A 23,493-nucleotide genomic window follows, 5' to 3' on the forward strand; every position below is an offset into this window, starting at 1 on the left:
TGAGCCTGTTAAACTCGTGGTACGCTCACTACACTTTCGTGTATCGCAAAACTGTTCGGCGCCCGACAGACGGCGGTCACCTGGAATGACCATTTCTATTTTCTCTGAAAACAGTTATTCTACACACAAGAGACAGAGAAGATCCTGTAATTGATCAGAGCTCTGATCGCAAGTTTTCGTAACCATAGGTCGAAACGAATCGAGATCGAGATGGATGCGGTTGAGATACCAGAGAATCAATCCGGCTCACAGTTCTCAGAACGTGACGCAGCGCAAATCGCTGAGGAATTGAAACTCACATCACAACAGATTCAGAATGTGATCGCGTTGCTTGATGAAGGCAACACGGTTCCTTTCATTACGCGTTACCGTAAAGAACGTACCGGCAACCTGGACGAAGTTCAGATCCGCGATATTCAGAAACGGGTACAGCTGAAGCGTCAATTGCGCGAGCGGGCCACTACCATTCTGCGTCTGATCGAAGCTCAACAGCAGCTCACTCCGGAACTCAAAGCGGAAATCGAAAAGGCCGATACGCTCAAACGCCTGGAAGACCTTTACCGCCCTTACCGTCCCAAGCGAACGTCCCGCGCTGCGGCCGCCCGTAAGCATGGCTTCGAACCACTGGCGAATGCGATCTGGGCCGGCGATGCAGCGCTGACAGATTTAAACGTCGCCGCGGAACAATACATCAAAGACGAAGAAGGCGCACAGACGACCGAAGATGTTCTCAAAGGGGTCGCTGACATCCTGGTGGAAAAGATCGGCGAAGATCCCGATGTGCGCGACATCTCCCGTCGGATTGCCTGGCGTTCCGGAAAACTGACCGTCAACGCGACCAAAAAAGCAGAAGAGCTGGGCCAGGAATATCGCGATTATTTCAACTACTCCGAACGGGCTGTGAAGGTTCCCCATCATCGGACCATGGCACTCAACCGCGGAGAAAAATCGGGAGCGCTGCGGGTTCGATTTGAGTGGGAAGAAGATTCGGCGCGACATTCCATTGCGAGTCACCTCAAGCTGGAAGGTCATCGTTTCAGTGAGTTTCTGACCGAAGTGGTTACCGATGCCCTGCAGCGTCTGATCCTGCCGAGCCTGGAACGGGAAATCCGTCGCGAACTGACCGAGAAAGCCGAAAAGCATGCGGTCTCTGTCTTCGCCCAGAACCTGAAAAACCTGCTGCTGCAGCCTCCCCTGCAGGGCGAACGGATCCTGGCAATCGATCCGGGATTGCGCACGGGCTGTAAACTGGCGGTACTCGATGAACTCGGTTACTGCGTGGCGACTGACCTGGTGTATGTAACCGGTTCTGCTGAGAAGAAAGATTTCGCGCGGAACAAACTGGCCGACATGATGACCGAGCACAACTGTAAGCTGGTCGCGATTGGTAACGGCACCGCGTGCAGGGAAACGGAAGAGATCATCACCGAGATGATCGAACAGAATCTCCCCGAAGCACGCTACCTGATTGTGAACGAAGCGGGAGCGAGTATTTACTCTGCCAGCCCGGTCGCCCGTGAAGAATTTCCAGACTTGGACGCAACGATTCGTGGCACCATTTCGATTGGCCGCCGCTTACAGGATCCATTGAGTGAGCTGGTAAAGATCGATCCCCAGCACCTCGGCGTGGGCATGTATCAGCACGATGTGAACTCCAAGCGACTGAAAGAATCGCTGGATGAAGTGATCGAATCGTGCGTGAACTACGTGGGCGTGAACCTGAATACGGCGAGTGCTTCTTTACTGCGGCACGTCTCGGGGCTCAACCAGTTGATCGCGCGACGGATTACCGAATGGCGCGACCAGCACGGTTCGTTCCTCAGTCGGAAACAACTGCTCGATGTGGCGGGGATCGGCGAAGCGACCTTCACCCAGGCCGCCGGCTTTTTGAAAATTGATCGGGGCGAAGAGCCGCTGGACTCCACCTGGATACATCCGGAAAGTTACGAGTCGGCGCATAAGGTGCTGGAACAGCTGGAGCTGCCTCCCGACAGTCTGAAAACATCGGCCCAGGAACGGGCTTCGATTCTGGAGAAGGTTTCCCAGATCGACAAGCAGGCGCTGAGTGGAAGTCTCAAAATCGGTCTGCCGACACTGGAAGACATCCTGGAAGCAATTGCCCGACCGCCACGCGATCCGCGTTCCGATCTGCCGGGGCCCATCTTCAAACAGGGTGTGCTCAAGCTGGAACAGCTGACCGAGGGCATGGAACTGCAGGGCACCGTTTTGAACGTGGTGGACTTCGGTGCGTTCGTGGATGTGGGCCTGAAAGACAGCGCCCTGATTCACGTCAGCGAGATGGCGAATCATTTCATTGAAAGTCCTTATCAGTTCGTCTCGGTCGGTGATGTGATTACCGCCTGGGTGCTGGGAGTCGACCTGGAACGCCGCCGCGTCTCTCTGACATTGATCAAACCGGGAACAGTACGACCGCCGCGAAAATCTCAACGCGGACCGTCGAAACCCGACGAGCAGAAAAAGCCGGATAAGGCAAAACAGGACCAGGGCGATTCCGCTGCGAACCGCAAGCGGAAACCCGGCAAAAAGAAACGGAACAAGCCTGGTAAAAAAGAGGCCCCCCTGCCCAAACTGACCAAGGAAATGAAAACCGGAGATCAGCCACTCCAGGGTTTCGATCAACTCAAGGCGCTCTGGAATCAGAAAAAGAAATAACACGACCTGCGAGTCTCGCAGAATTGCTGAAGAAATACGATGCAGAAGAATCAACGCGCACGCACATTTATCGCCGTCCCCGTTCAACCAACACGAGGACTCCGTAAAGTTCTGGAAAAGCTGAATCAGATGGGGTCGGCGGTGAAACCGATCCCCGAAGATCAGATGCATATCACGCTCAAATTCCTGGGGCCGACAGAGCTCGAAGACATCATGCCCGTCAGTCGCGCTTTGAAAGAGATGCGGAATCGCTTCAAATGCGTCCGGCTGGCTTTCAAAGGTCTGGGTGCGTTTCCCCGCGAAGATCGACCGAATGTGGTCTGGGCGGGAATCAAAGACGAATCCCTGCTCGCAGAGATGGCAGAGTACCTCGAAGCCGAGACCGAAAAACTGGGCTACCCACGGGAACGCAAAGGCTTCCATGCTCATCTGACACTGGCCCGTATCAAAGCCAAGCCGCCGGAAGAACTGTTCCAGCTGTTGGCTGATCGGCGGGATGCGGAGTGGGGTGAAGCGACGCTGGACACGCTCAAGTTCTTTCGCAGCGAACTGAAACCGCAGCGGGCCCAGTATCATGAGATGCAGACAGTACGGCTGCCCCCGGCACCTAAAAAGAAAAACCAGGCAAAGTCCCTGGATTCAAACGAATCTCAATCGTGATGCCCAACCGGGCCTCACGCCCTTGACTCTCAGGGCGTACAGACGGGGAAGTTTTCTCTGATACTCTTATTGTGACTCTTGCGGGAGCACCTGTCGCGGGCGAAAGAGGATGAAGCGAACCAGCAGTCCAGCGACGATCAGTGCACAGCCGACAAACGTCGAGACCGTTACCGTTTCTCCCCAGAAGAGCCAGACCCAGATCGGGTTCAGGATCGGTTCGGTGAGCACCAGCAGGGCTGCTTCCTGCGAGTTGACTGTTTTGACTGCGTGTGAGAACACAACGTAAGGCGTCCCCAGTTGGATGACTCCCAGCAGTGCCAGCAGGAAGAACTGCTGTCCGGTCAGCGTGATATCGAGACTCCAGACCCAGGGCGCGACGATGGCCGCGGAGGTCAACAGGCAGAGCGCGACCAACCAGGCTGGATGTTCGTCGCGGAGGACTCGGAAGAAAATCACCACCAGTGCGTAACAGACGCCGCTGGTGAGGGCGATCAGATTACCGTCATAGTTTTCCCCGGCCCAGTCGCCGGCCACGATGCAGAGGATGCCGGCCAGGACAATCAGAATGGACAGGACCGAGCCGCGTTCGATGCGTTCCTGCAGGAGAAAATAACCGAAGAGCATCGCCCAGACAACGCTGGTGTTCTGCAGGAAGATGGCAGCGGCAGCGGACGTGCGGGTCATGGCGGTGACGAACAACAGGTTCATCGTGGCGAAGGCGACCAGCAGTGGAATCAGAGCGGGACGCCACCGCATGTGCCGAAAGCGGACCAGAGGGAGCAGGAACAGGCCGGCAAACAGGGCCCGATAGCAGGCCAGGATCAAGCCGCGATCCTCAGCCGGGATCGACTGGAACGGCGGCGACTTGATGAACAGACCGCTCAGGCTCCAGAGCACCGAGGCGAGGAGCACCAGTAGCCGTGCCCGGTACAGTTTTCCACGATCGACGTCGTCGGTCATTTGCAGTGATTCCTGTCCGCCGGGCCCCGGCATTCCCACTCAAGCGGTCGCGGCATATTAAGGAGTCGCGGCAGCGATGGCATCGGGAACCGCGATCGTCCCTTCGTAAAGGGCACGGCCGATGATTGCACCGACCAGCCTGGGTTGTGTGCGGCTGACTTCGGCCAGGCGGGTGACATCGTCGAGGGTTGTCACACCGCCGGAAGCGATCACTGGGAGACCAAGTTCGGCCAGCGCGATCATGTCCTGGATGGTCCCTTCATCGACGCCCTGCATCATGCCGTCGTTGGCGATGTTGGTGTAGATCACTGCGGCCAGTTCCACGCCCACGTATTCTTTGGCCAGGTCGATGGCCGAGGTTTCGGAGACATCGAGCCAGCCTTCGGTGGCGACTTTGGAGTCGCGGGCGTCGAGACCGAGTGCCAGCCGCCCCGGATAGCGGGTTGCCATTTCTTTGAACCACTGAGGATCTTTGAGAGCCTGGGTGCCGACGATGACGCGGTCGATGCCGACGTCGTCCAGCATCAGCTTAATTGAGGCTTCGTCGCGAATGCCGCCCCCCATCTGGCAGGGAACGGAAACGGCGTCGACAATCTTACGGACAACTTCGTGATTCACAGGCTGACCGGCTTTAGCGCCGTCGAGGTCGACCAGGTGCAGACGCTGTGCGCCTCCGTCAGCCCAGCGGCGGGCCATTTCGGTGGGATCGTCGCCGAAGACGGTTTCCTGTCCGTAATCGCCTTGTCGCAGACGCACACATTTGCCTCCCCGGATATCGATGGCGGGCAGAATTTCCATAGCTGAGCTGACTTTCTATTTTTCTGATACTTATTTCGGATGGTGTCGAATTAAAATGCAGCAAAGTTCTGCAGCAGTTTCAGGCCGGCGTTCTGGCTCTTCTCGGGGTGAAACTGGCAGGCGACCAGATTGTCGCGGGCGACCATCGAGGCGAAGCGACAGCCGTATTCCGTCCAGGCGGCGACGTCGTCGTCATTATCGGGGGCCACATAGTAGCTGTGAACGAAGTAAAAGTGTTCGTGTTCGGGAATGCCGGCCAGCAGGGGATGCGGTCGGGTGGCGTCGATCTGGTTCCAGCCCATGTGGGGGATCTTCAGACCGGGTTGATCCTGAAAGCGGACCACCTTGCCGGGAATGATGCCCAGCCCCTCGTATTCGCCGTCTTCGTAACTCACATCGAACAGGAGCTGCAGCCCGAGGCAGATGCCGAGAAAGGGTTTGCCCGAGTTGGCGTGTTCCAGAATCGGTTCCACCAGGTTCTGATCCTTGAGGGCCTGGATTGCATCGCGAAAAGCGCCTACGCCGGGCAGAATCAGTTTGGAGGCTTTCGCGATTTCCTCGGGGTTTGTGCAGATCTGTGCTTCCGCGCCCACCTTTTCAAAGGCCTTCTGGACGCTCCGCAGATTTCCCATTCCGTAGTCGACAATTGTAATCATAGGTATTTCTAATTTCAGATCTCAAATTTCATGTCAGCAGTTGGCGAGCCACTAAGATTGGACACGCACGGCGGTGACAAGTTCAGCTTCTTCAGCCGATTCTAGTCTCTCGAGTTGATTTTGTGAATGATATGGGTCCCGGACTGGAAAAAGCCCTGATTACCGGCCGTTTTTCCACTGGTGGTAGTGTTGCGTTCCCCGTCCGGCCCGGGTGTGGTTGTTTGTGTTGAGATCCCAGCGGCCCTGGGTTTCGTTGACATTCTCACCCGACTGGTAGGTCAACTGGTCGGCAGACGTCCATTCCTCGACCCATTCGTCCTGCCAGTAGAGGGGGATGCCCAGGCTCCATTTGATGAACTGGGTAAATAACAGGCAAACCGTCAGCAGGACCATCATCAATAGCGCCAGAATGGGTAACAGCGGTCCCAGATGGCAGATACGTTCGGCGAGGGGCCAGATTTTCGGCCAGCCGAGCAGGACGAGCAACGCTCCCAGGCTGAGGTAAGGTCCAAAGGGAATCTCGCGCGAGAGCTTGAAGAAGATGGAGACGGCCACCACCAGGAGGGCACACAGGGGAGAAATCACAAACACGGTGACCGTTGCCTGCCAACCCAGGAAGCTGCCGATGACGGCCATCAGAATGACGTCGCCGAAGCCCATCGCTTCCTGGCGTAACGTCCACTGACCGATGACGCGGACGGCCCAGACGACACCGCCGCCCACCACGAGCCCTACCAGACTGACGGCCAGACCATGCAGGTGCGGATAGGTGACGACCCACTGCGGAATCTTTTCGACAATGAAGTGGTGCCGGTAATCTTCCGGGAAATAAACTCCGAACAGGCGGACCACCGAAGGCTCCTGAAACCAGACAGGCACCAGGTAGAGTACCCCGAAGACAAACGCGCCGACCACCCCGACAAACAGGGCGGGCATGGTACAACCATCGGGGATGATTTTGTGATCGAAGTCGATAAAGGTAGCGATCATCAGGGATTCGATCAGCACCAGGTGATAGAAGTAACGCAGGTTGAGCAGTCCCGCGGGGGAGAGCCAGGAATCGACGGTCACCAGGTCGGGTGCGTAAGCGGAGAAGAGGCCACTGTCCTGCAGCAGTGCACCGGCTCCCAGGGGAACTTCAGCGCAGTAGAGCAGTACGAAAATTACGCCGTTCAACAGTTCCACGAGTGCTTCGCGGTGCGAGCGGCGGTAGGAATAAGTCGAGTTTTTCGACCGCGTGAGATAAACCCCGATGAGGGGCAGATGATAGCGGGAGCCGAGGTGCCGCATGCGACGAAAGACCCGTTTCCAGGCCGCCCCCACTTTTTCCTCGCGGGGAATTTCCTCGATACAGAGGTTAATGATCCGCCCCAGTGCGGTTCCCAGCAGGAACAGCATGGTCAGCATCAGGTAAGGATTGATACCAAAGGGGGTCATGATCGGAAATGCTTTCGTTGTGGATTAAGAATCGGCATCCAGGGCGGCGATAATTTCAGCGACGATTTCTGTGACCGTTTTGCCGCCGGTCTCGATGGTGAGGGTGGCGGCATCGCGATAGAGGGGATCGCGCTGTGCGAGCAGGGTCTCGACTTCTTCGAGCTGAGAGTTGCTGGCGGTGAGCGCCGGACGCCGACTGCCGGTTGTGCTGTCGCCGTCGATTCGCTGGATGAGGTCGGCAGCGTCTGCCTTGAGCCAGATCACCGGGCCGGCCTGTTTCATTTCCGCTCGGGTCTGGTCATTCAGAATCGCACCGCCTCCCGCAGCGATCACGCGTTGATCTCCAGAGAGCAGTTGCTGCATGACTGACCGTTCGATCTGGCGAAAGTGGGGTTCGCCTCCCTCGGCAAAGATCTCGGCGATGGTTTTGCCGGCGACGCGTTCGATTTCATCGTCGGCGTCGATCCAGTCATAACCGCGTTGTTCGGCCAGGGGGGCGGCGACGCTGCTCTTGCCGCTGCCTCGGTAGCCAATCAGGGTGATCAGGGACATGCCAGCCGTTCCTTAGAGTTTCGCGACCGCGGAAATCCCCTTGCGAAGCGTGTTCCGCATCACATCCAGGGGGGCTTCCTTACCGGTAAACAGTTTGTATTGCGCTGCGGCCTGGCGTACGAACATTTCGATTCCGGAAACGGTTTTGCAGCCCCGCTCGCGTGCCTGTTTGAGCAGCAGCGTGTTTTCGGGATTGTAAACCGTGTCGAATACCAGCATGTCATCGAGCAGGAAGTTCTGAGCGAACGGCGTTTCATTGACATTCGGATGCATGCCGACCGAAGTGCCGTTGACCAGGATGTCAAAGTGGCCGCTGCCCCGGTTTTCCCAGGTAGTGTGGGCACAACCGAGATCCTGGGCCAGCTTTTCGCCGCGGACCCGACTGCGGTTGGTGACCGTTAACGCACCGCCGGCATTGATGATCCCGGCGCCAATCGCACGCGAGACACCGCCTGCACCGAGGAGCAGCACCTGTTTGCCGTCGATGGGATCTTCGGAGGCGGAGCCTTCCGGATCGAGTCCGAGCCGGATACTGTCGAGGGCGGCATCGTAATCGGTATTGCGGGCCTGCCAGACGTTCTGATCGTCTTTAAAGAGGGTGTTGGCGACTCCCATTGTTTTGGAAGCTTCATCCGCGTCACCGGCGAGCTTGAGGGCGCCTTCTTTGTGCGGAATGGTCACGCTGTACCCCTGGACGTTGAGGAACTCGAATTCCTTGAGCGTCTCTTCCAGGCGGTCTTTCGGAACGCGGAACGGCAGATAGACGGCGTCCAGTTTATCGTGCCGGAAGGCGATGTTGTGAATCAGCGGGCTCAGGCTGTGGGCGATGGGATCGCCGATCACACCGTAGACGGGGGTTTCGGGACCGATCTGATCGTAGCGGTAGATCTGAGTCATTTCAGAAAAGGCGAGCTGCCCCGGTGCCATTTCCCGTTCCCGACTGAAGGTCGCATACGTAAAAGGAGAGCCGTACTTGCCGCAGAGAATTCGACTGATTACGCCGTACTCACCCATGCAGAATCCAACGGTGGGAACCTTGGCACTGGCCACCAGCTTGAGCATGCGAATCGAATCGCCGGGGGAATTGGCCATCGTGACCAGCTTGACGATATCCGGGTCTTTCTTGCAGAGCGACTCGTGAATCTCTTCGAGGTTATCGGGGGTCTCATCGAAGTTGTGATGACTGATGATGCGTTTGGTTTTGCCGTAGCGGGGAATCTTGTCGGCGATGTCATCTTCAATGTCGACGTACTCGACTTCGGAGACGATGGCGGTTCGCAGCAGGGCCTGCCGCTGTTCCTCGGAGCCCTTCCAGCGACCTTTATCTTCAGGGCGTCGACAGGTGATGACGACCGGGGTGGGCCGGTCTTTGATCAGTTTTGTGACGTCCGGCGTGCGGGCAATCCAGTCCAGCCTTAATTCAACGAGTTCGGCCCCCTTCTCTGAGAGGGAGCGATGTTCCATCATCATCATTTTGTGCCGGGTTCGACCGATGCTGACACAAATCATGGGACTGTTTCGACTTTCTGTATGGGATCTGAACGATTCCATGCACGGTTCCGGACGTACCTTCCCCTAAACCTGGAATCAGTAAGCGACATTAAAGTGTTCCCCAGTGTAACCAATCTCCTGAAGCGACTCAAACAAGAGTCTGACCGGAAGTCAGGTTTATTACCCGGTTTCAGGCTTCGTGATGGAACTCTGCGGAGGGCCAACAGACATTTCCCCTTACTCCGGCGACGACTGGTGGGGTTAGAGGGATTATACCATTGCTCGAAACCGGGTTGACCAAATATAACGAACGTTATATAACGATCGTTATATTTACAACTTCAATTACTTTCACCAGGAGAAAATCATGATTCAGGCGACAGATCAGAGCGTGCATGGAGACGGCTACGACTGCTTTGAAGCGGGCCCGCTGGAGAGCTGGACGCGGTTCAAGCTCACACCGCCGGACGCGCCCATGCCGGTTCGCGGGAAATATTTTCTACGGAAGCTGCTGAACTCAGACGGGCTGGAGATGTCGGTCAATGTGCTGCCTGCGGGCCGCGAGATGCCTTTTGTCCATCGCCACCAGGCGAACGACGAGATTTACTTCGTGATCCAGGGCCGGGGACAGTTTCAGGCGGGGGAGGAGCTGTTTGAGGTTTCGGACGGATTCTTTATTCGACTTTCGCCCGAAGTGCCGCGCGTCTGGCGAAACCACAGCGAAGAGCCGTTATACTATCTGGTGATCCAGTACCGCGCGGACAGCAGTGTCACCGGCGGCACTCTGGATGGCGAACGCCTGGAACAACACCCGATTGTCTGGAAAGAGAGTCCTGCAGATGAACCAGCCCACGGATCGGAAACAACGCTCCCGGAATAAGATTCTGGACGCCGCCCTGCGTACGTTCAAACAACAGGGGTACGTCGGCAGTGGCGTGGATGGAATCATGGAAGCCGCCGGCATGACTTCCGGCGCGTTTTATGGTCATTTCAGTTCGAAGTCTGATGTGCTGGGCGAGGCCTTTGTGCATTCTTTCATCGAGGACCAGGCGGCGATGAACGGCGCCCTCAGTGAATGTGAGACGCCGGAGCAACTGATCGAGATCATGCAGAAGTACCTGTCGAGTAAGCATTGCGAGCAGGTAGAGGAGGGATGTTCGATCCCTCCTCTGCTGTCCGACCTGTGTCGCGCGGATGCAGAGACGAAGGCCCGGTTCGAAGAGGTCATCCAGTGGATGGTCGCGCAGTTTCAGGAGCGCTCGGACAACGAATTCAGCCGCCAGGAAATTCTCGCGACGCTGGCCCTCTGTTTTGGCGGCCTGTCGCTGGCGCGCGCAGTCAACTCCCCTGCCCTGTCCCGACAGATTCTCTCTGCCTGTCGAAAGCAGTTGCCGATTCAGAAGTGCGACTAAATGTCGCATCTCGATTCGTTATCATCGTGCATTTCGGCGAAATCTGTTGCGCCAGAGTTTCCGGTGCTCTGTAATCTAAACCCGGACTGTTTCCGGCCTTTCATATTTTCCACACCGGGTTAGAATAGACTTCAATATCCAGATCTATTCAGGTTCCTGTGTTGTTATGCTGACGCCTCCCCTGGTACAGGCGTAACTGATTCCCAGGAGCAACCTGCCCGTATTGATACAACCAAGACGACATCCTGTAGTGGTCCACCGATCTCTTACGCTCACAGGAGTCAGCCTGGAAACAACGCCAGAAGTCCCCCTGGTTCAACAGAAAAGGCTGCAGAGATGGGTGAGTTTTTCACCAAACTATTTGACACATCAGATTATCCCCCCCGCTGGGATTGCGGAAACTGGAGTGACGGTGAAGGCTGGCTGCATATCCTTTCGGACATCGGCACCTGGTCGGCTTATACCGCGATTCCGATTGTGCTGCTGTACTTTGCCGCCAAGCGAAAAGATTTTCCGTTCACGAAACTGTTTGGTCTGTTCGCAGCATTCATTCTGCTGTGCGGCACCGTGCACCTGGTGGAAGCAATTATCTTCTGGTATCCGATTTATCGGATCTCGGGACTGCTCAAGCTGGCGACCGCCATCGTTTCCTGGATCGCAGTGATCATATTAATCCGCTATGCACCGCGGATCCTGCATCTACCATCCATGATGGCGACCAACAAACAGCTGGTCGATGAGATTGAACAACGCAAGCAGGTGGAACGCGATCTCCGCTGGCTGCAGGCCCGGTATGAAGCTTTTTTAAGCGGCACCAGTAGTATTATCTGGACGACGGATGCGCAGGGGAATTTTATCGTGCCCCAGACCTCCTGGCAGCGATTCACGGGGCAACCCTGGACTGAGCACAAAGACAACGGCTGGTTGAATGCCGTGCTGCCGGAAGACCGTTCTGAAATCACGGCGCTCTGGAGTTCGTCAACGAAAGACCGGTCCAGCCGCCAGATCCAGGGGCACATCTGGCATGCGGAGAGCCAGAGCTATCGCCCGGTGATTACCGAAGCGGTTCCCGTGATCGATCAGTCTGGTCAGGTCCGGGAATGGGTGGGCACGGTGAGTGACATTCATGAACAGCGACGGGCGGAAGAGAGCCTGAGTGCCGCCGAGGCGCGGGCCAGCCAGCGACTGAAGGAGCTGGAACTGATCTACGAAACCGCCCCGGTTGGAATGAGTTTAATCGATCAGCAGTATCGCTGTCTGCGCATCAACGAGCGGCACGCACAGATGAACGGGATCTCCCGTCATCAGCAACTGGGCCGGCAGGTGGAAGAACTGATGCCCGGCCTTGCCGATCAGATTCAGCCCCTGTATCAGACCGTGTTTGAAAGTGGCAAGGCGGTTGAAAACTATGAAGTTTACGCCCAGACTCCCGGCGATGACGAGCGTCACTGCTGGCTGATGAATTTTCATCCCCTCGTGGATGAAACGGAAGAAGTCTGGGCCGTCAGCTGTATCATCCAGGACATCACGGAACGTAAGCAGCTGGAAGAGACGTTGCGCAAAAGTGAGCAGGCGGCCCTGCAGGCGAATCTGGCGAAAAGTGAATTCCTGGCCAACATGAGCCATGAAATCCGGACGCCGATGGCTGCGATCGCGGGCTACGCCGACATGCTGCTGGAACGTCTGCAGGAGCCTGACGACCGGCAGTGTGTGATCGTCATGAAGCGGAACGGCGAATACCTGCTCGAACTGATTAACGATATTCTCGACCTGTCGCGGATCGAAGCCGGGAAACTGGAGGTCGAACTCGAACCGGTATCTCTGCCGGTGCTGATCGGCGAGATCCAGTCGCTGATGCATGTGCGGGCACAAGAGAAAGAGCTGGATCTGACCGTCAAGTTCGTGGGCAAGGTGCCCGAGACGATCCAGACGGATTCGATACGACTCAGGCAAGTGCTGATCAACCTGCTGGGCAATGCCATCAAATTCACCGACGAGGGAGAAGTCCGACTGGGCGTGCGGCTCATTTCTGATTCCGAGCCGCCCGAGATTGAATTTGCGGTGCAGGACACGGGCATCGGCATCCCTGAAGAGCAGCAGAAAAAACTTTTCAAGCCGTTCTCGCAGGGGGACACTTCGGTGACCCGCGCTTATGGCGGCAGTGGGTTGGGGCTGGCGATCAGCAAACGACTGGTAAGCATGCTGAAAGGCTCGATCTGGGTGACCAGCGAGGTCGGAGAGGGTTCGGTGTTCCACGTGCGGCTGCCTCTGGATTCACTGGAAGGAGTGCCGCTGATCGAACCGGACCTGACAACGCTGTCAGCAGAAGAGACCACTGCGCAGTCAGACGTGCTGCCCGTGCTCAACTGCCGGGTGCTGGTGGTGGACGACCGCCGCGAGATCCGCCACATCTGTCAGCACTTCCTGGAAAAAGCGGGTGCGACGGTTCAGCTGGCGCAAGACGGCCAGGCCGGCGTCGATACCATTCTGGCGGCCCGGGAGAGCGACGCGGCGTATGATGTCATCCTGATGGATATGCAGATGCCTCGTCTGGGTGGGCTGGAGGCCACCACAGTTTTACGTGCCCAGGGGGTCGAGACGCCGATCATCGCGTTGACCGCGGATGCGATGAAAGGGGACCGGGAACAGTGTCTGCAGGCCGGGTGCAACGACTACCTCTCCAAGCCGATCGATCATGCTCAGCTGGTGGAGATCGTGTGGAAGTATTCCCGCGGGGATCAGCGAGAGGCTGAGTAGGGCTGATCTGTTATTTGTGAATTGACGTGGCACCCGGCAAGAGGACACCCAGATCCTCCCCTACAATTTTGGATTTGAATTCTGTGGCTGGATTGAACGCCTGATCTGACAATTTCCTGCTCGCTGCGCTCGGCCCGAATTGCATTCGGGCCCACCCGTCGTTTTTCTAAATTCGAACGTTCCTTATCAAAGTCGTTTCAACCGGGTCTAACGCCCTGCGGCTAATGGCGAACTCTGAAAAATTCGCTGGTAACGTTCAGATGGCCCCCGATGATGTGAGCGGAATGGAGCCCGTCGCCGGTCCTGGTGGTCAACGACAACCGTGATTACCGGCGGCTAGCGCCTTGCCGCTCACTGGGAGGAATGTGTGACGGTTAATCGTCGAGGTTCCAGACGGCCATGTCGTCGAGCAGGAGTGTGTCGCCTTTGAGGACGAAGCGGTAGCCTGTCTTCTGGCTGTCGAGCGAGGCGTGCTGGCCGGCGACTTTCAAACCGTTATCCAGTTGGGCGACGACCTGATCGCCCTGCATTTCGAGCTGCAGCGTGTACCACTGGTTGGGATCGAGTTTGCCCTGGGCTTTTGCCAGCGTGATCGGTTTTGATTTCGGGTCTTTCTTGTCTTTGTCGGTGCGGAGAATCATGCCATTCTTGTCGATCATCACGCGGAACAGATGCCCTTTGGGATGATTTAGACTCAGGTGAAAGAACTTTGCATCCTTGAGCTGAAACGAACAGCGGAGCATGGAGTTGCGGTGCGGCAGTTTCCAGGTCAGCACGGCTGCATGTTTGTCGGCGGGCAGTTCTTTACCGACGAGCAGGTCTTCCGAGACAGTCCATTCCCCTTTGTTGACGGCCCATTGCTTGCCGAGTTTTTTCTGGTCGAATGATTCACTCTGAGTGGGCTGGCCGGTTTTGACCAGAGCCGGTTTGAGTGTGGCGTTCTTTTCCGCCTGTAAGGATGCGGGAGCCAGAACCATCACAGCCAGACAGAAGCAGAAGGTTGATTTGAGCATCACGGTCACTTTCCTGAAATGGGAATCAAAGGACGAGAAATGGCGGATGGCCTATTGTAAACATGTGCGTTTCGTGAGGGCTATCAAAAATTGTGATTTATTGTGGGGAGGGACCACGAAAGGAAATGTGTGGTTTGGGAAGGTGATTGCTGTGAGATTGTTAAGATGCATCTGGTTTGAAACCGATGGCTGGCGCCATTCCGCTCAGGGTGGGAGGATCTCCCTGGTTCCCTTATGATTTGGATGTAGATTGAACATCGCGAGGCGGGAGGACACGTGGGTCCTCCCCTACTTTTCGGGAGATGCATCCGGATACCGATTCGAAAGTTTTCTCTGTCAGTTTCCTGCTCGCTGCGCTCGGCCCGAATTGCATTCGGGCCCACCCTTTTCTTTCGTGCTTTTCGTGTTTTTCGTGGTAGAAAATATTTCAAGCAATTCGTGGTCGCACCATCAGATCAGTTCGGCGATGGGTTCGCGGAGATCGAGCGTGTATTGTGGTCGGCCGGCGTGGTCGGGGATCGTCGTGGTGGCGGGGTCGATTCCCAGCTGGCGGTACAGGGTGGCGAAGACGTTCTGGTAGTGCAGCGGTCGATCGAGGGGAACTTCGCCCAGGCGGTTGGTGGAGCCGATGACCTGGCCCGTTCGCATGCCGCCCCCGGCGAGGAGCGCACAGGAGGCCTGCGGCCAGTGGTCGCGGCCGGCGTTTTCGTTGATGCGGGGCGTGCGTCCGAATTCGCCCCAGGCGATGACGCTGACGTCATCCTGCAGGCCGCGGTTGTGGATGTCTTCCACGAGGGCGGTAATGCCCTGATCGAGTTTCGCGAGTTGCAGTGGCAGACGGGCAAAGTTCGAATGGTGGCGGTCCCAGCTGCCGAAGGAGAGCGTGACACAACGGACGCCTGCTTCGACCAGGCGGCGGGCCATCAGGAACTGATCCATCCAGTGCGGGCCGGCGTCTTCGCCGAACGCGGGTGAATCGTCGCCCCGTCCGTAACGGTCGCGGAGCGCGGGTTCTTCTTTCTCAAGGTCCATGGCTTCGACCAGTTTGCTGGAGGTAAGCACATCGAAGGCCCGCTGGGAATAGGCGTCGAGACCGTCGTAGGCCTGATCTGCAGAATGGCGGAAGGCATCGAAGCCGGCGAGTAAGGCCTGACGGTCCCGGAGGCGATCGAGGGTGATACTCTGCAGACGCATGTTGTCCATGCCTTCGCCGGTCGGCTGCAGCGGGGCATGCGCTTTGCCCAGGAAACCGGGAAAGCCGGGATTGCCGTACGGTTCGTGGCGGCTCTTGATGCTCAGTCCGACGAAGGGGGGCACTGCTTTGTCGACCGGCCCCTGGACTTTAGAAAGGACCGCGCCGAGTGAGGGGTGTCCCGACTGCCGCTCTCCGCCGCCGATGGGCCAGCCGCTCATGCAGAGATCGGAGGCATGCTGATCGGGGCAGCCGTGCAGGGAGCGAATGATGGCGAACTTGTCCATCATCGCGGCCAGGCGGGGCATGTGTTCGCAGATCTGGATGCCGGGGACATTGGTGTCGATGGGGCGGAATTCACCGCGAATTTCCGAGGGGGCGTCCATCTTCAGATCGTACATGTCCTGGTGGGAGGGACCGCCGGAGAGGAAGATCATGATGATGGCTTTGTGCCCCAGCTTGCCGGCGGGAGTGCCGGCCTGGTCTTGTGCCGCGAGAATCTGCGGAAGCGAGAGTCCACCCAGTGCCAGTCCGCCGATCTTGAGGAACTGCCGGCGCGAGCCGTTACACTGTCGCTGTGATGAGCCGGGGATCGAGAGCATCGCGGGGGTTCTCCAAACGGGCGGGACTCGGTAGTGAGCTGGCGGGTGGTTGCCGGTTCGGTTCTGACCAGCCAGGGTGAGCAGGGAATATTGTACCGGTCGGAAAACGGGTCGGGAAGAGAAGTTGGCGGTGGTTCTGGATTACTAAAGGATGTTTAGTTTGTGGGGTTTGACTACCACGAAAGGTGCGAAGGGCTTACGACCACGAAAAGCACGAAAGACACGCAAAGATCTATCAGTTGTGATGGAGAGAAGATGGATGAAACCGGTCCTGGATTGTTTGAGTGAGCTGTGACCTCCTGCTCGCGATGCTCGCCCCGGATTGCATCCGGGGTTACCCGAGATGTATTTCCTGGTGCCATTGGAATTGGAAGCAAATTGTCTGTCGTTAGGCGGGCGACCACACAGGGTCGCCCCTACGCGCGGATTTTGGTTTGTGAAGCACTCCGGGGGAGGTCCCAAATTTTTGACTTGCCGCGGAGAGGCGATGGCTATTTCAAAGTGCTGCTTCCTATTCAGTAGTGGTCGGTGTGCCGTGGATGGTCTTCGTCTTTTCTTGCTGGTGCCGATTTGTAGGATTGGTTGTTTCTGTTTTTTGAGCGTGTGGGTAGAGGAGGTTGGCTGCCGGGGAGGGAGGGTTGACGCTCCCTGTTTTACCGGTGGCTAGTGCCATGCCGCTCAGGGGGAATTGTTTATGGATGTCCATTGGAAGTTGTTTCGAGTGGAAGGTCGCCAGGCGGGCAGGCACACAGGCGCTGCCCCTACATCCTGTTTTGATCACGGGTCTGATTCTGTCGAAAGGCACCGGGAGGTCAAGACAAAATTTTGTCCCGATGTGGCCGGATTTTGTCCTGGTGTGGCCTGGATTTTGTCCCTGTCTGGCCGGAGTGTGTCCTGGTCTGCCCTGAACATGGGAGGGAGCACAATGCGAATGTATGCGACAGATTCCGGTGATCCGAGAGTGAACAGCGACGTTGATTCAGGTGTGAATGTGACACCGGTTCCGGCTGTTCCGGTGCACGCGAACCCGCCTCGCGCGCGAGCCAGAGGGGGAATAACATACGGATCGGGAGGGGCGGATCAAGTTCAATTTGTGCAGCGAGAACGGGAACCGACACTGTGCACCATCGACGAAATTAGCGTGCGGTGTTTAACCCATGCGTCCGAACTGACGGTCGAGCTCGGCGTGGCTGAGCACCAGTGCGGAAGGCCGACCGTGGGGACAGTGGTGGGCATCGTCGATGAGGTGCCTCTGTTCGAGCAGGCTGTAGATTTCATCCTGAGTCAGGCGCTGTCCCGCTTTGATGGCAGCTTTACAGGACATCATCGTGATCAGTTCATCCAGCAGATCGCGGCGGGAGGGTTGTTTGGCGTTGTCCAGGTTGTCGGCGATGTCACGGACGAGCTGTTCGAGGTTCGCCTTTTTCAACATCACGGGATAGCTGGTGACCAGCAGTGTGTTGCCGCCAAACTCTTCGATACCGAGTCCAAAGCTGGCGAGCATCTCGGCGTGGTCGAGGATGAGGGCCGTCTCCTTGGCACTCATTTCGATGGTCAGCGGGACGAGCAGTTTCTGGGCTTCGACGGTCTGGGCGAGCACGCGTTTGCGGAAGTACTCGTACATGATCCGTTCGTGCAGGGCGTGTTGATCGATGATGGTCAGCGCGCCTTTGACTTCGACGACGATGTAGCAGTTGAGGACCTGGATCGGTCTGAGATCGGCGGTAGCGGCTTCCGCGAACTGATCTGCGGGGCGATCGATGTCGGGAATGAAGGGCGCCGCAGGTTCTGCTGGTTGGGGGGATACGCTCTCCCCTGCTCCAGCCGGTTCCTGTTCGCGCTTTTGCTGGAAGTGCGAGAGCGGAATCGCGTCGGCGGCGGTAAAGGGAGCCGCCAGATCGGAGGGGGGCGAAATCATGCGGGCTTCGCCGCTGATTTTCTGACCGGGGAGATCGTCGGCGACCTGTTTGAGCTGTTCCCTGGCCCAGGTCGTCAGTTCGAGCTGGGTCTGTTTCTGTTCGGGTGTCGGAACCGCGGGTTGCGACGGCTCGGGGAGGTCACCCTTTTTCGAGAGCGACATCTGCGACTGGAGATCCATGCCGAGGAACTGGCTGCGGAGCGTGGAGAGCAGCTGTCGGTACAGCGACTGGCTGTCGCGGAAGCGGACTTCCGATTTCGTGGGATGCACGTTGACGTCGACCATGGACGGGGGCATGTCGAGGTAGAGGAACGAGATCGGCTGGCGGCCGACCATGAGCAGTCCGCGATAGGCTTCGGTCAACGCGTGCTGCAGGGTGCGATCCTGAATCCAGCGTCCGTTGAGGAAGAGGTACTGTCCTTTGCGGGTCGATTTGTTTTCGCTGGGATGCGAGACATAGCCCCAGATGCGGACGTCTTCCAATTGCGATTCGACCCAGATCAGGTGGTCGGACAGTTTCTTGCCGTAGAACAGGCGGAGCCGATCGATGAGGTTATCGGACGGCGGGAGATCGAAGATGACTTTGTTATTGTGTCTGAGAACCATGTAGAGCCGGGGATGCGCGAGAGCGGCCCGGGTGAACTGTTCGCTGATGTGTCCGAATTCGGTCTTGGTCGTTTTGAGGAACTTGCGGCGAACCGGCGTGTTGGCGAACAGCTGTCGAACTTCGATCGAGGTGCCCAAAGGACAGCCGCAGGGCTGCGGTTTTCCGGGAGTGCCTGTGTTGACTTCGAACTCGAGTCCCTGTGTCTGGTCGGCGGTGCGGGTACGGATGCGGAAGCGGCTGACTTCGGAAATGGACGCGAGGGCCTCGCCCCGGAACCCCATGGTCTGGACACTGAAGAGGTCGTCCGCGTTGGAAATTTTACTGGTGGCGTGACTGGAGACGGCGAGCAGCAGGTCGTCGGGGTGGATGCCTTCGCCGTTATCGACGACGCGAATCAGATCGGCGCCGCCATTCATGATGTCGACTTCGATACGGGTCGCGAGAGCATCGATGCTGTTATCGAGCAGTTCTTTCACCGCACTGGCCGGCCGCTCGATCACCTCGCCGGCGGCGATTTTATTAATCACGCTGGTATCGAGTTGGTGAATGCGGGAGAGCGATTGCACGGCGGCGGTCCGTTCCATGAGTTTGATCAGTCCGATTGAGAAGAAATTGTGCCAGTTCCAGTTCTGTTTTTAACCGGAACGAGGCGGAATCGCAATGAAGGAGTTCAGCGATGATGAACAGAGTTAAACCAGTTTCACCCGGGAAGCGGGGCGTTATTTTCCCCAGCGCTGGTGAATCTCATGCCTGATTTCGAGATGATCGCAGATGCGGCCCGAGATGAAATCGACCAGGTCGTGAATGGTGACCGGGTTGTGATAAAAGCCGGGTGCTGCGGGCAGGATGGTGGCGCCTGCCTGGGTGAGGCGGACCATGTTTTCCAGCGGGATCAACCCGAGCGGTGTTTCGCGGGCGACGATTATCAGTTTGCGACGTTCCTTGAGGTGCACGTCGGCGGCTCGATGAATCAGGTTACTGCCGGAACCGGCGGCGATGGTGCCGAGGGTGCCCATGGAACAGGGGCAGATCACCATGCCTTCGGTCAGGAACGATCCACTGGCGATGCCTGCGGAGAAATCCTGGTAGTGGTGGTAGATCAGGTCTCCCTGTTTGAATTCGGCCTCGCCCAGTACGGAGCTGAGCGCGAAGCTTTCGCTGCTCGTGGGTTTCATTTTGCTGAGCACGCTGTCGCTGGGCTGATTATCGGGATCGGGGAGCAACTGTTTGGGATCGAAGTTTTCCAGGTCGATTTTCAGACCGAGTTCGTGGCGCAAGACATGTGCGGCGGCGGCACTGATGGTGAGATGCACGGTGCGGCCGGCGGCCATCAGAACTTCGACCAGGCGGACGGCATAGATGGCACCACTGGCGCCGGTGACTGCGACTACAACATTGTTGGACATGAGCGAGTACCTCGCGGTTGGATCATAAACTTAAGAAGCGGGGGCAGCGGGTTTCACGCCGGTATAGAGGGTGGCGATCCCAAACGTGAGCGGATACCAGCGGGTTCCTTCCAGACCGCACTCATCCATGATGTCGGCGAGTGCTTTACCGTAGGGGAACTCCGAGACCGATTCGGGCAGATAGTTATAGGCGGACTGCTGGTTGCGGGCCAGCAGCTGTCCCATGCGGGGCAGAATATGTTTGAAATAAAACTGGTAGCAGGCGCGGAACAGCGGATTGGTGGGAATCGAAAATTCGAGCACCGCGACCTGTCCGCCGGGCTGGCAGACACGAATCATCTCTTTGAGCCCGCGACGGGTATCAGAGACGTTCCGGAGTCCGAAAGCGACCGAGACGATCTGAAACTGATTATCGCTGAAGGGGAGTTCCTGCGTATCGGCTTCGAGGAAAGTCAGTGCATCGCTGTCGTTTTTGGTGAGCGCGAGCTGGAGCATTTCATGTGTGAAGTCAGCCCCCACAACGCGGTTTTTGCCGCGGGTCTTCTTGAGATACGAGAGGGCCAGGTCGCCTGTGCCGGTACAGACATCGAGAATAGGTGCTTCGCCGGCAGGGGCGACTTTCCGTACGGTCCTCCAGCGCCAGTAATAATCGACGCCGCCCGAGAGGAAATGATTCATAAAATCATAACGGGGCGCGATCTCACCAAACATCTGTTGTACGCGGGAACCGGTTTTATCTACATTCATAACGTTTCAATCAATTCTTCTGTAATCAGGCCAGGCCGAGTTCATCCAGGCGGCTCTGAACCTGCTCTTGTAGTTCTGCAGGCATGCTCAGGGAGGCGGGCCAGGGACGCGGGTGCCCTTCCGCTGCGGATTTGCGGGTGGCATCCAGACCGAGCTTATGCCCGATCCCCTGCACCGGCATGCTGTGATCGTCGTCGTCGCCGGGGCCTTCGGAAAAAATCAGGTCCCGCCCCGGATTCACGTTGGTGCAGACACGCGACCAGACGAGTTGTTCGTCCTGGACGTCGGTGTCGCTGTCGACCACCACGATCATCTTTAATGATAGTAACCGTTCCAGACTCCACAATGCATTTACCACGCGACGGGCCTGATGCGGGTAAGATTTTCGGATGCTCACAAATAACAGGTAGCGTCCCATGCCTGCGGCGGGGAAATGGACGTCGACGATTTCAGGGACCAGCAGTTTGAGCAGCGGCAGAAAGAGCCGCGCGGTCACCTGGGCGAACAGACCTGACTCGGAAGGTGGAGCAGCGGGAATCAAAGCGGGCCAGATCGGATTGGAGCGATGTGTGACCGCGGACAACTGTAAAGGGAATACTTCTGTGGGCGAACTGTAAAAACCAGTGGGATTAGCAACGGGTCCCACGGTGAGTGGATCTGCTGTTGTATCGATGAAGCCTTCCATTACGATTTCGGCCTGGGCGGGGACATCGAGATCGACGGAACGACAGCGAACGAGTTCCAGTGCCTGGTTGCGGAGGAAACCGCTGAAGGCGTATGGATCGGTAATTGAAGGGAGTGGCGCATGAGCGGCGTAGAGACAGGTCGGATCGGCACCCAGGACGATGGCGACGGGCATCTGCTGTTGTCGGGCCTGGAATTGCTGCAGAAGCTGATAGCCGGCGTCGTGCTGGCTCCAGCGGATGGCGAGCTGCTGATCGGAGACGACCTGAATCGGACGTGCGTTGACGAAGCGGTTCTTGAGTTCGGGATCCTGTGTGACGATCTGGCCGGCGGTGATTGTGGAAAACGCTTCTTCGGGCCAGTTCCTGAGCAGGGGAAACTCGCTCAGATTGACATCGCGGCCGAGTTTGACGACCTGCTGACAGGAGGCGGTTTTGACGGTACGGGGTTTGATGTTGAGCAGCTGCGAGAACTGGGGAATGATTTTCAAAGAGTCGAACCAGCCTTCAGGGAGATCCGGTGCGACGAGCCCCGCGATGCGGTCGGCGACGGCGTCGAGGCTGTCGCTGCGGAGAATCTGGAGCATACGGGGAAGGCTGCCATACAGATTGGTGAGCACGGGAACCTTGTGGCCGCGGACCTGGTCGAACAGGAGTGCGGGGGGCGGATCAGTCGAGGCGGTTTTGAGAACCTGCTCGGTGATGGCGGCGATTTCGAGTTCCGACTCGACGGGAGCAGAGACGCGGACGAGTTGTCCATGTTCTTCAAAGTCGGCGACAAAATCAGCCAGCTGGTCCGCGTTCATCATTCTGGTGCTGTTCATAGTAATTCAGGGAGGCTTTGTTTACAGTCAGGAATCATAACCGATTGCGGACTGTCAACAAATGATGGTGACTGTGAACCTTATAGATTATTCCGATCCTGAAACAACCATCTTTTCGGAAATGTGAACCATGCTGCAACGATTTCTGCTGCTCTGGCTGATCCTGCTCTCAGGTGTCGCTGTCATCTGGGATGACGTCGTCCCGGGAGATTTTCACCCCTTTCACGATTCACAGCCGTACCTGGGATATCTGTTTACCGCGACCATGTTCGTGATTGGATCGCTGCTGCCGCGGGAGGAAGTTCGTGAGGTCTTCCGACGCTGGCATACCGTATTGAGTGGCACATTTGTGCAATACACGCTGATGCCGGGCCTGGGTTACCTGATGAGCCTGTTCTTTCTGGACCAGCCTGAATTGCGGATCGGAATTATCCTGGTGGGATGTGTGCCGGGCGCGATGGCTTCGAACGTGCTCACGCTGACGGCGCGGGGTAACGTGAGTTATTCGGTCTGCCTGACAACCTCGGCAACGCTGCTTTCGCCACTCGTAGTGCCTCTGTTTCTGTACCTGGCGGTTTCGGGAACGGAAATCGATGCTGTTCAACTGGCGAAGAACAGTTTTGTCAATCTGCTGACCCAGGTGGTGTTACCCGTGATTACGGGACATCTGTTGTCGCTGCTGGTCGATTCGTTTCAGCGGGTGATGCAGCGCTACGGGGCGACGTTTGCAAACTTCTCGATCCTGTGGATCATCGCCACGATTATCAGCCTGAACGCGGCGCGGCTGCAGCAGGTATTTTTCTCACTGGCGCTGGTGCTGCTGGTGATCAATCTGCTGGGATATCTGGGTGGGTACCTGTCGGGAGTGGCATTCGAGCTGGACGAAGCGAAGCGACGGGCACTGACACTGGAGGTCGGCATGCAGAACGCGGGACTTGGAGCGGTGCTGGCGGGGCAGTTGTTTCCTGACCAGGAGTTGATTGCGCTGCCACCCGCACTCTATATGTTTGGCTGTATGTTGACGGGAACGATTCTGGCACAGATCTGGTCGCGAAGAACGGCGTCCCAGGCAAAACAGGTAGAAGGGTCAAACGAGTAAATGGTG

The 23,493-nt window shown here is 57.3% G+C and carries 18 protein-coding genes; 6 read left to right on the plus strand and 12 right to left on the minus strand.

The window, feature by feature from the left end; genetic code table 11:
* Positions 1 to 210: 210 nt before the first annotated feature.
* Both F1728_RS09485 and thpR read left to right on the plus strand, forming a co-directional pair.
* Entirely contained in the window at positions 211 to 2,673 is a 2,463-nt protein-coding gene (locus F1728_RS09485) for a Tex family protein (protein WP_155363898.1), read from the plus strand.
* 39 nt (positions 2,674 to 2,712) lie between these two features.
* Positions 2,713 to 3,333, plus strand: coding sequence for an RNA 2',3'-cyclic phosphodiesterase (thpR, locus tag F1728_RS09490; protein WP_145181131.1), 621 nt, complete (start codon positions 2,713 to 2,715; stop codon positions 3,331 to 3,333).
* A 66-nt stretch (positions 3,334 to 3,399) separates the two neighbouring features.
* On the opposite strand, the gene F1728_RS09495 is transcribed toward thpR, so the two are convergent.
* The 6 genes from F1728_RS09495 to aroE all read right to left on the minus strand — a co-directional run bounded on the left by F1728_RS09495 (position 3,400) and on the right by aroE (position 9,245).
* Positions 3,400 to 4,293: a DMT family transporter gene (locus F1728_RS09495; protein WP_194242750.1), complete on the minus strand. Its 894-nt coding sequence runs from the start codon at positions 4,291 to 4,293 to the stop codon at positions 3,400 to 3,402.
* A gap of 57 nt (positions 4,294 to 4,350) precedes the next feature.
* A complete protein-coding gene (gene hisA / locus F1728_RS09500; protein WP_145439248.1) occupies positions 4,351 to 5,091 on the minus strand; it encodes a 1-(5-phosphoribosyl)-5-[(5-phosphoribosylamino)methylideneamino]imidazole-4-carboxamide isomerase in 741 nt (246 codons plus the stop codon).
* A 50-nt stretch (positions 5,092 to 5,141) separates the two neighbouring features.
* The gene (gene hisH / locus F1728_RS09505) at positions 5,142 to 5,747 is read right to left on the minus strand and encodes an imidazole glycerol phosphate synthase subunit HisH (RefSeq protein WP_155363900.1); all 606 of its coding nucleotides are present in this window, start codon (positions 5,745 to 5,747) and stop codon (positions 5,142 to 5,144) included.
* A gap of 159 nt (positions 5,748 to 5,906) precedes the next feature.
* On the minus strand, positions 5,907 to 7,184 hold the full coding sequence (locus tag F1728_RS09510) for a prepilin peptidase (RefSeq protein WP_155363901.1): 1,278 nt from the start codon (positions 7,182 to 7,184) through the stop codon (positions 5,907 to 5,909).
* A 24-nt stretch (positions 7,185 to 7,208) separates the two neighbouring features.
* The gene (locus F1728_RS09515) at positions 7,209 to 7,736 is read right to left on the minus strand and encodes a shikimate kinase (RefSeq protein ID WP_155363902.1); all 528 of its coding nucleotides are present in this window, start codon (positions 7,734 to 7,736) and stop codon (positions 7,209 to 7,211) included.
* A gap of 12 nt (positions 7,737 to 7,748) precedes the next feature.
* Positions 7,749 to 9,245 carry a shikimate dehydrogenase gene (gene aroE, locus F1728_RS09520; RefSeq protein WP_155367353.1) on the minus strand — a complete coding sequence of 499 codons (1,497 nt, stop codon included), beginning with the start codon at positions 9,243 to 9,245 and terminating at the stop codon, positions 7,749 to 7,751.
* Positions 9,246 to 9,594: 349 nt separating this feature from the next.
* On the opposite strand from aroE, the gene F1728_RS09525 reads away from it, so the two are divergent.
* From F1728_RS09525 to F1728_RS09535, 3 genes are all read left to right on the plus strand, one after another.
* Positions 9,595 to 10,107 (plus strand): cupin domain-containing protein, encoded by a 513-nt coding sequence (locus F1728_RS09525; RefSeq protein ID WP_155363903.1) that lies wholly within the window; start codon positions 9,595 to 9,597, stop codon positions 10,105 to 10,107.
* Positions 10,067 to 10,639: a TetR/AcrR family transcriptional regulator gene (locus tag F1728_RS09530; protein WP_194242751.1), complete on the plus strand. Its 573-nt coding sequence runs from the start codon at positions 10,067 to 10,069 to the stop codon at positions 10,637 to 10,639. Before F1728_RS09525 ends, F1728_RS09530 begins: the two co-directional genes overlap by 41 nt.
* A gap of 336 nt (positions 10,640 to 10,975) precedes the next feature.
* Complete coding sequence (locus F1728_RS09535; protein WP_155363905.1) at positions 10,976 to 13,396, plus strand: PAS domain-containing hybrid sensor histidine kinase/response regulator; 2,421 nt, start codon at positions 10,976 to 10,978, stop codon at positions 13,394 to 13,396.
* Between the two features lie 374 nt (positions 13,397 to 13,770).
* Here the strand turns inward: F1728_RS09535 and F1728_RS09540 are convergent, their stop codons facing one another.
* From F1728_RS09540 to F1728_RS09565, 6 genes are all read right to left on the minus strand, one after another.
* Positions 13,771 to 14,412, minus strand: coding sequence for a hypothetical protein (locus F1728_RS09540; protein ID WP_155363906.1), 642 nt, complete (start codon positions 14,410 to 14,412; stop codon positions 13,771 to 13,773).
* A gap of 447 nt (positions 14,413 to 14,859) precedes the next feature.
* The gene (locus F1728_RS09545; protein WP_155363907.1) at positions 14,860 to 16,203 is read right to left on the minus strand and encodes a DUF1501 domain-containing protein; all 1,344 of its coding nucleotides are present in this window, start codon (positions 16,201 to 16,203) and stop codon (positions 14,860 to 14,862) included.
* A 1,150-nt stretch (positions 16,204 to 17,353) separates the two neighbouring features.
* Entirely contained in the window at positions 17,354 to 19,312 is a 1,959-nt protein-coding gene (gene mutL / locus F1728_RS09550; RefSeq protein WP_155363908.1) for a DNA mismatch repair endonuclease MutL, read from the minus strand.
* A gap of 135 nt (positions 19,313 to 19,447) precedes the next feature.
* Positions 19,448 to 20,134: a UbiX family flavin prenyltransferase gene (locus F1728_RS09555; protein ID WP_145439237.1), complete on the minus strand. Its 687-nt coding sequence runs from the start codon at positions 20,132 to 20,134 to the stop codon at positions 19,448 to 19,450.
* A gap of 30 nt (positions 20,135 to 20,164) precedes the next feature.
* Positions 20,165 to 20,881 carry a bifunctional demethylmenaquinone methyltransferase/2-methoxy-6-polyprenyl-1,4-benzoquinol methylase UbiE gene (ubiE, locus tag F1728_RS09560; protein ID WP_145181116.1) on the minus strand — a complete coding sequence of 239 codons (717 nt, stop codon included), beginning with the start codon at positions 20,879 to 20,881 and terminating at the stop codon, positions 20,165 to 20,167.
* A 25-nt stretch (positions 20,882 to 20,906) separates the two neighbouring features.
* Positions 20,907 to 22,388, minus strand: a complete 1,482-nt coding sequence (locus F1728_RS09565; RefSeq protein ID WP_155363909.1) for a UbiD family decarboxylase — start codon at positions 22,386 to 22,388, stop codon at positions 20,907 to 20,909.
* Between the two features lie 130 nt (positions 22,389 to 22,518).
* Between F1728_RS09565 and F1728_RS09570 the strand changes: the two genes are divergently transcribed.
* Positions 22,519 to 23,487, plus strand: a complete 969-nt coding sequence (locus F1728_RS09570) for a bile acid:sodium symporter family protein (protein WP_155363910.1) — start codon at positions 22,519 to 22,521, stop codon at positions 23,485 to 23,487.
* Positions 23,488 to 23,493 lie beyond the last annotated feature (6 nt).

The sequence above is a fragment of the Gimesia benthica genome (assembly GCF_009720525.1).
GTDB classification, from domain to species: domain Bacteria; phylum Planctomycetota; class Planctomycetia; order Planctomycetales; family Planctomycetaceae; genus Gimesia; species Gimesia benthica.

Coding starts and splice junctions, on each gene's coding strand:
- F1728_RS09485 (WP_155363898.1), top strand. CDS start 211: ATGGATGCGGTTGAGATACCAGAGAATCAATCCGGCTCACAGTTCTCA.
- thpR (WP_145181131.1), top strand. CDS start 2,713: ATGCAGAAGAATCAACGCGCACGCACATTTATCGCCGTCCCCGTTCAA.
- F1728_RS09495 (WP_194242750.1), bottom strand. CDS start 4,293: ATGACCGACGACGTCGATCGTGGAAAACTGTACCGGGCACGGCTACTG.
- hisA (WP_145439248.1), bottom strand. CDS start 5,091: ATGGAAATTCTGCCCGCCATCGATATCCGGGGAGGCAAATGTGTGCGT.
- hisH (WP_155363900.1), bottom strand. CDS start 5,747: ATGATTACAATTGTCGACTACGGAATGGGAAATCTGCGGAGCGTCCAG.
- F1728_RS09510 (WP_155363901.1), bottom strand. CDS start 7,184: ATGACCCCCTTTGGTATCAATCCTTACCTGATGCTGACCATGCTGTTC.
- F1728_RS09515 (WP_155363902.1), bottom strand. CDS start 7,736: ATGTCCCTGATCACCCTGATTGGCTACCGAGGCAGCGGCAAGAGCAGC.
- aroE (WP_155367353.1), bottom strand. CDS start 9,245: ATGATTTGTGTCAGCATCGGTCGAACCCGGCACAAAATGATGATGATG.
- F1728_RS09525 (WP_155363903.1), top strand. CDS start 9,595: ATGATTCAGGCGACAGATCAGAGCGTGCATGGAGACGGCTACGACTGC.
- F1728_RS09530 (WP_194242751.1), top strand. CDS start 10,067: ATGAACCAGCCCACGGATCGGAAACAACGCTCCCGGAATAAGATTCTG.
- F1728_RS09535 (WP_155363905.1), top strand. CDS start 10,976: ATGGGTGAGTTTTTCACCAAACTATTTGACACATCAGATTATCCCCCC.
- F1728_RS09545 (WP_155363907.1), bottom strand. CDS start 16,203: ATGCTCTCGATCCCCGGCTCATCACAGCGACAGTGTAACGGCTCGCGC.
- mutL (WP_155363908.1), bottom strand. CDS start 19,312: ATGGAACGGACCGCCGCCGTGCAATCGCTCTCCCGCATTCACCAACTC.
- F1728_RS09555 (WP_145439237.1), bottom strand. CDS start 20,134: ATGTCCAACAATGTTGTAGTCGCAGTCACCGGCGCCAGTGGTGCCATC.
- ubiE (WP_145181116.1), bottom strand. CDS start 20,881: ATGAATGTAGATAAAACCGGTTCCCGCGTACAACAGATGTTTGGTGAG.
- F1728_RS09565 (WP_155363909.1), bottom strand. CDS start 22,388: ATGAACAGCACCAGAATGATGAACGCGGACCAGCTGGCTGATTTTGTC.
- F1728_RS09570 (WP_155363910.1), top strand. CDS start 22,519: ATGCTGCAACGATTTCTGCTGCTCTGGCTGATCCTGCTCTCAGGTGTC.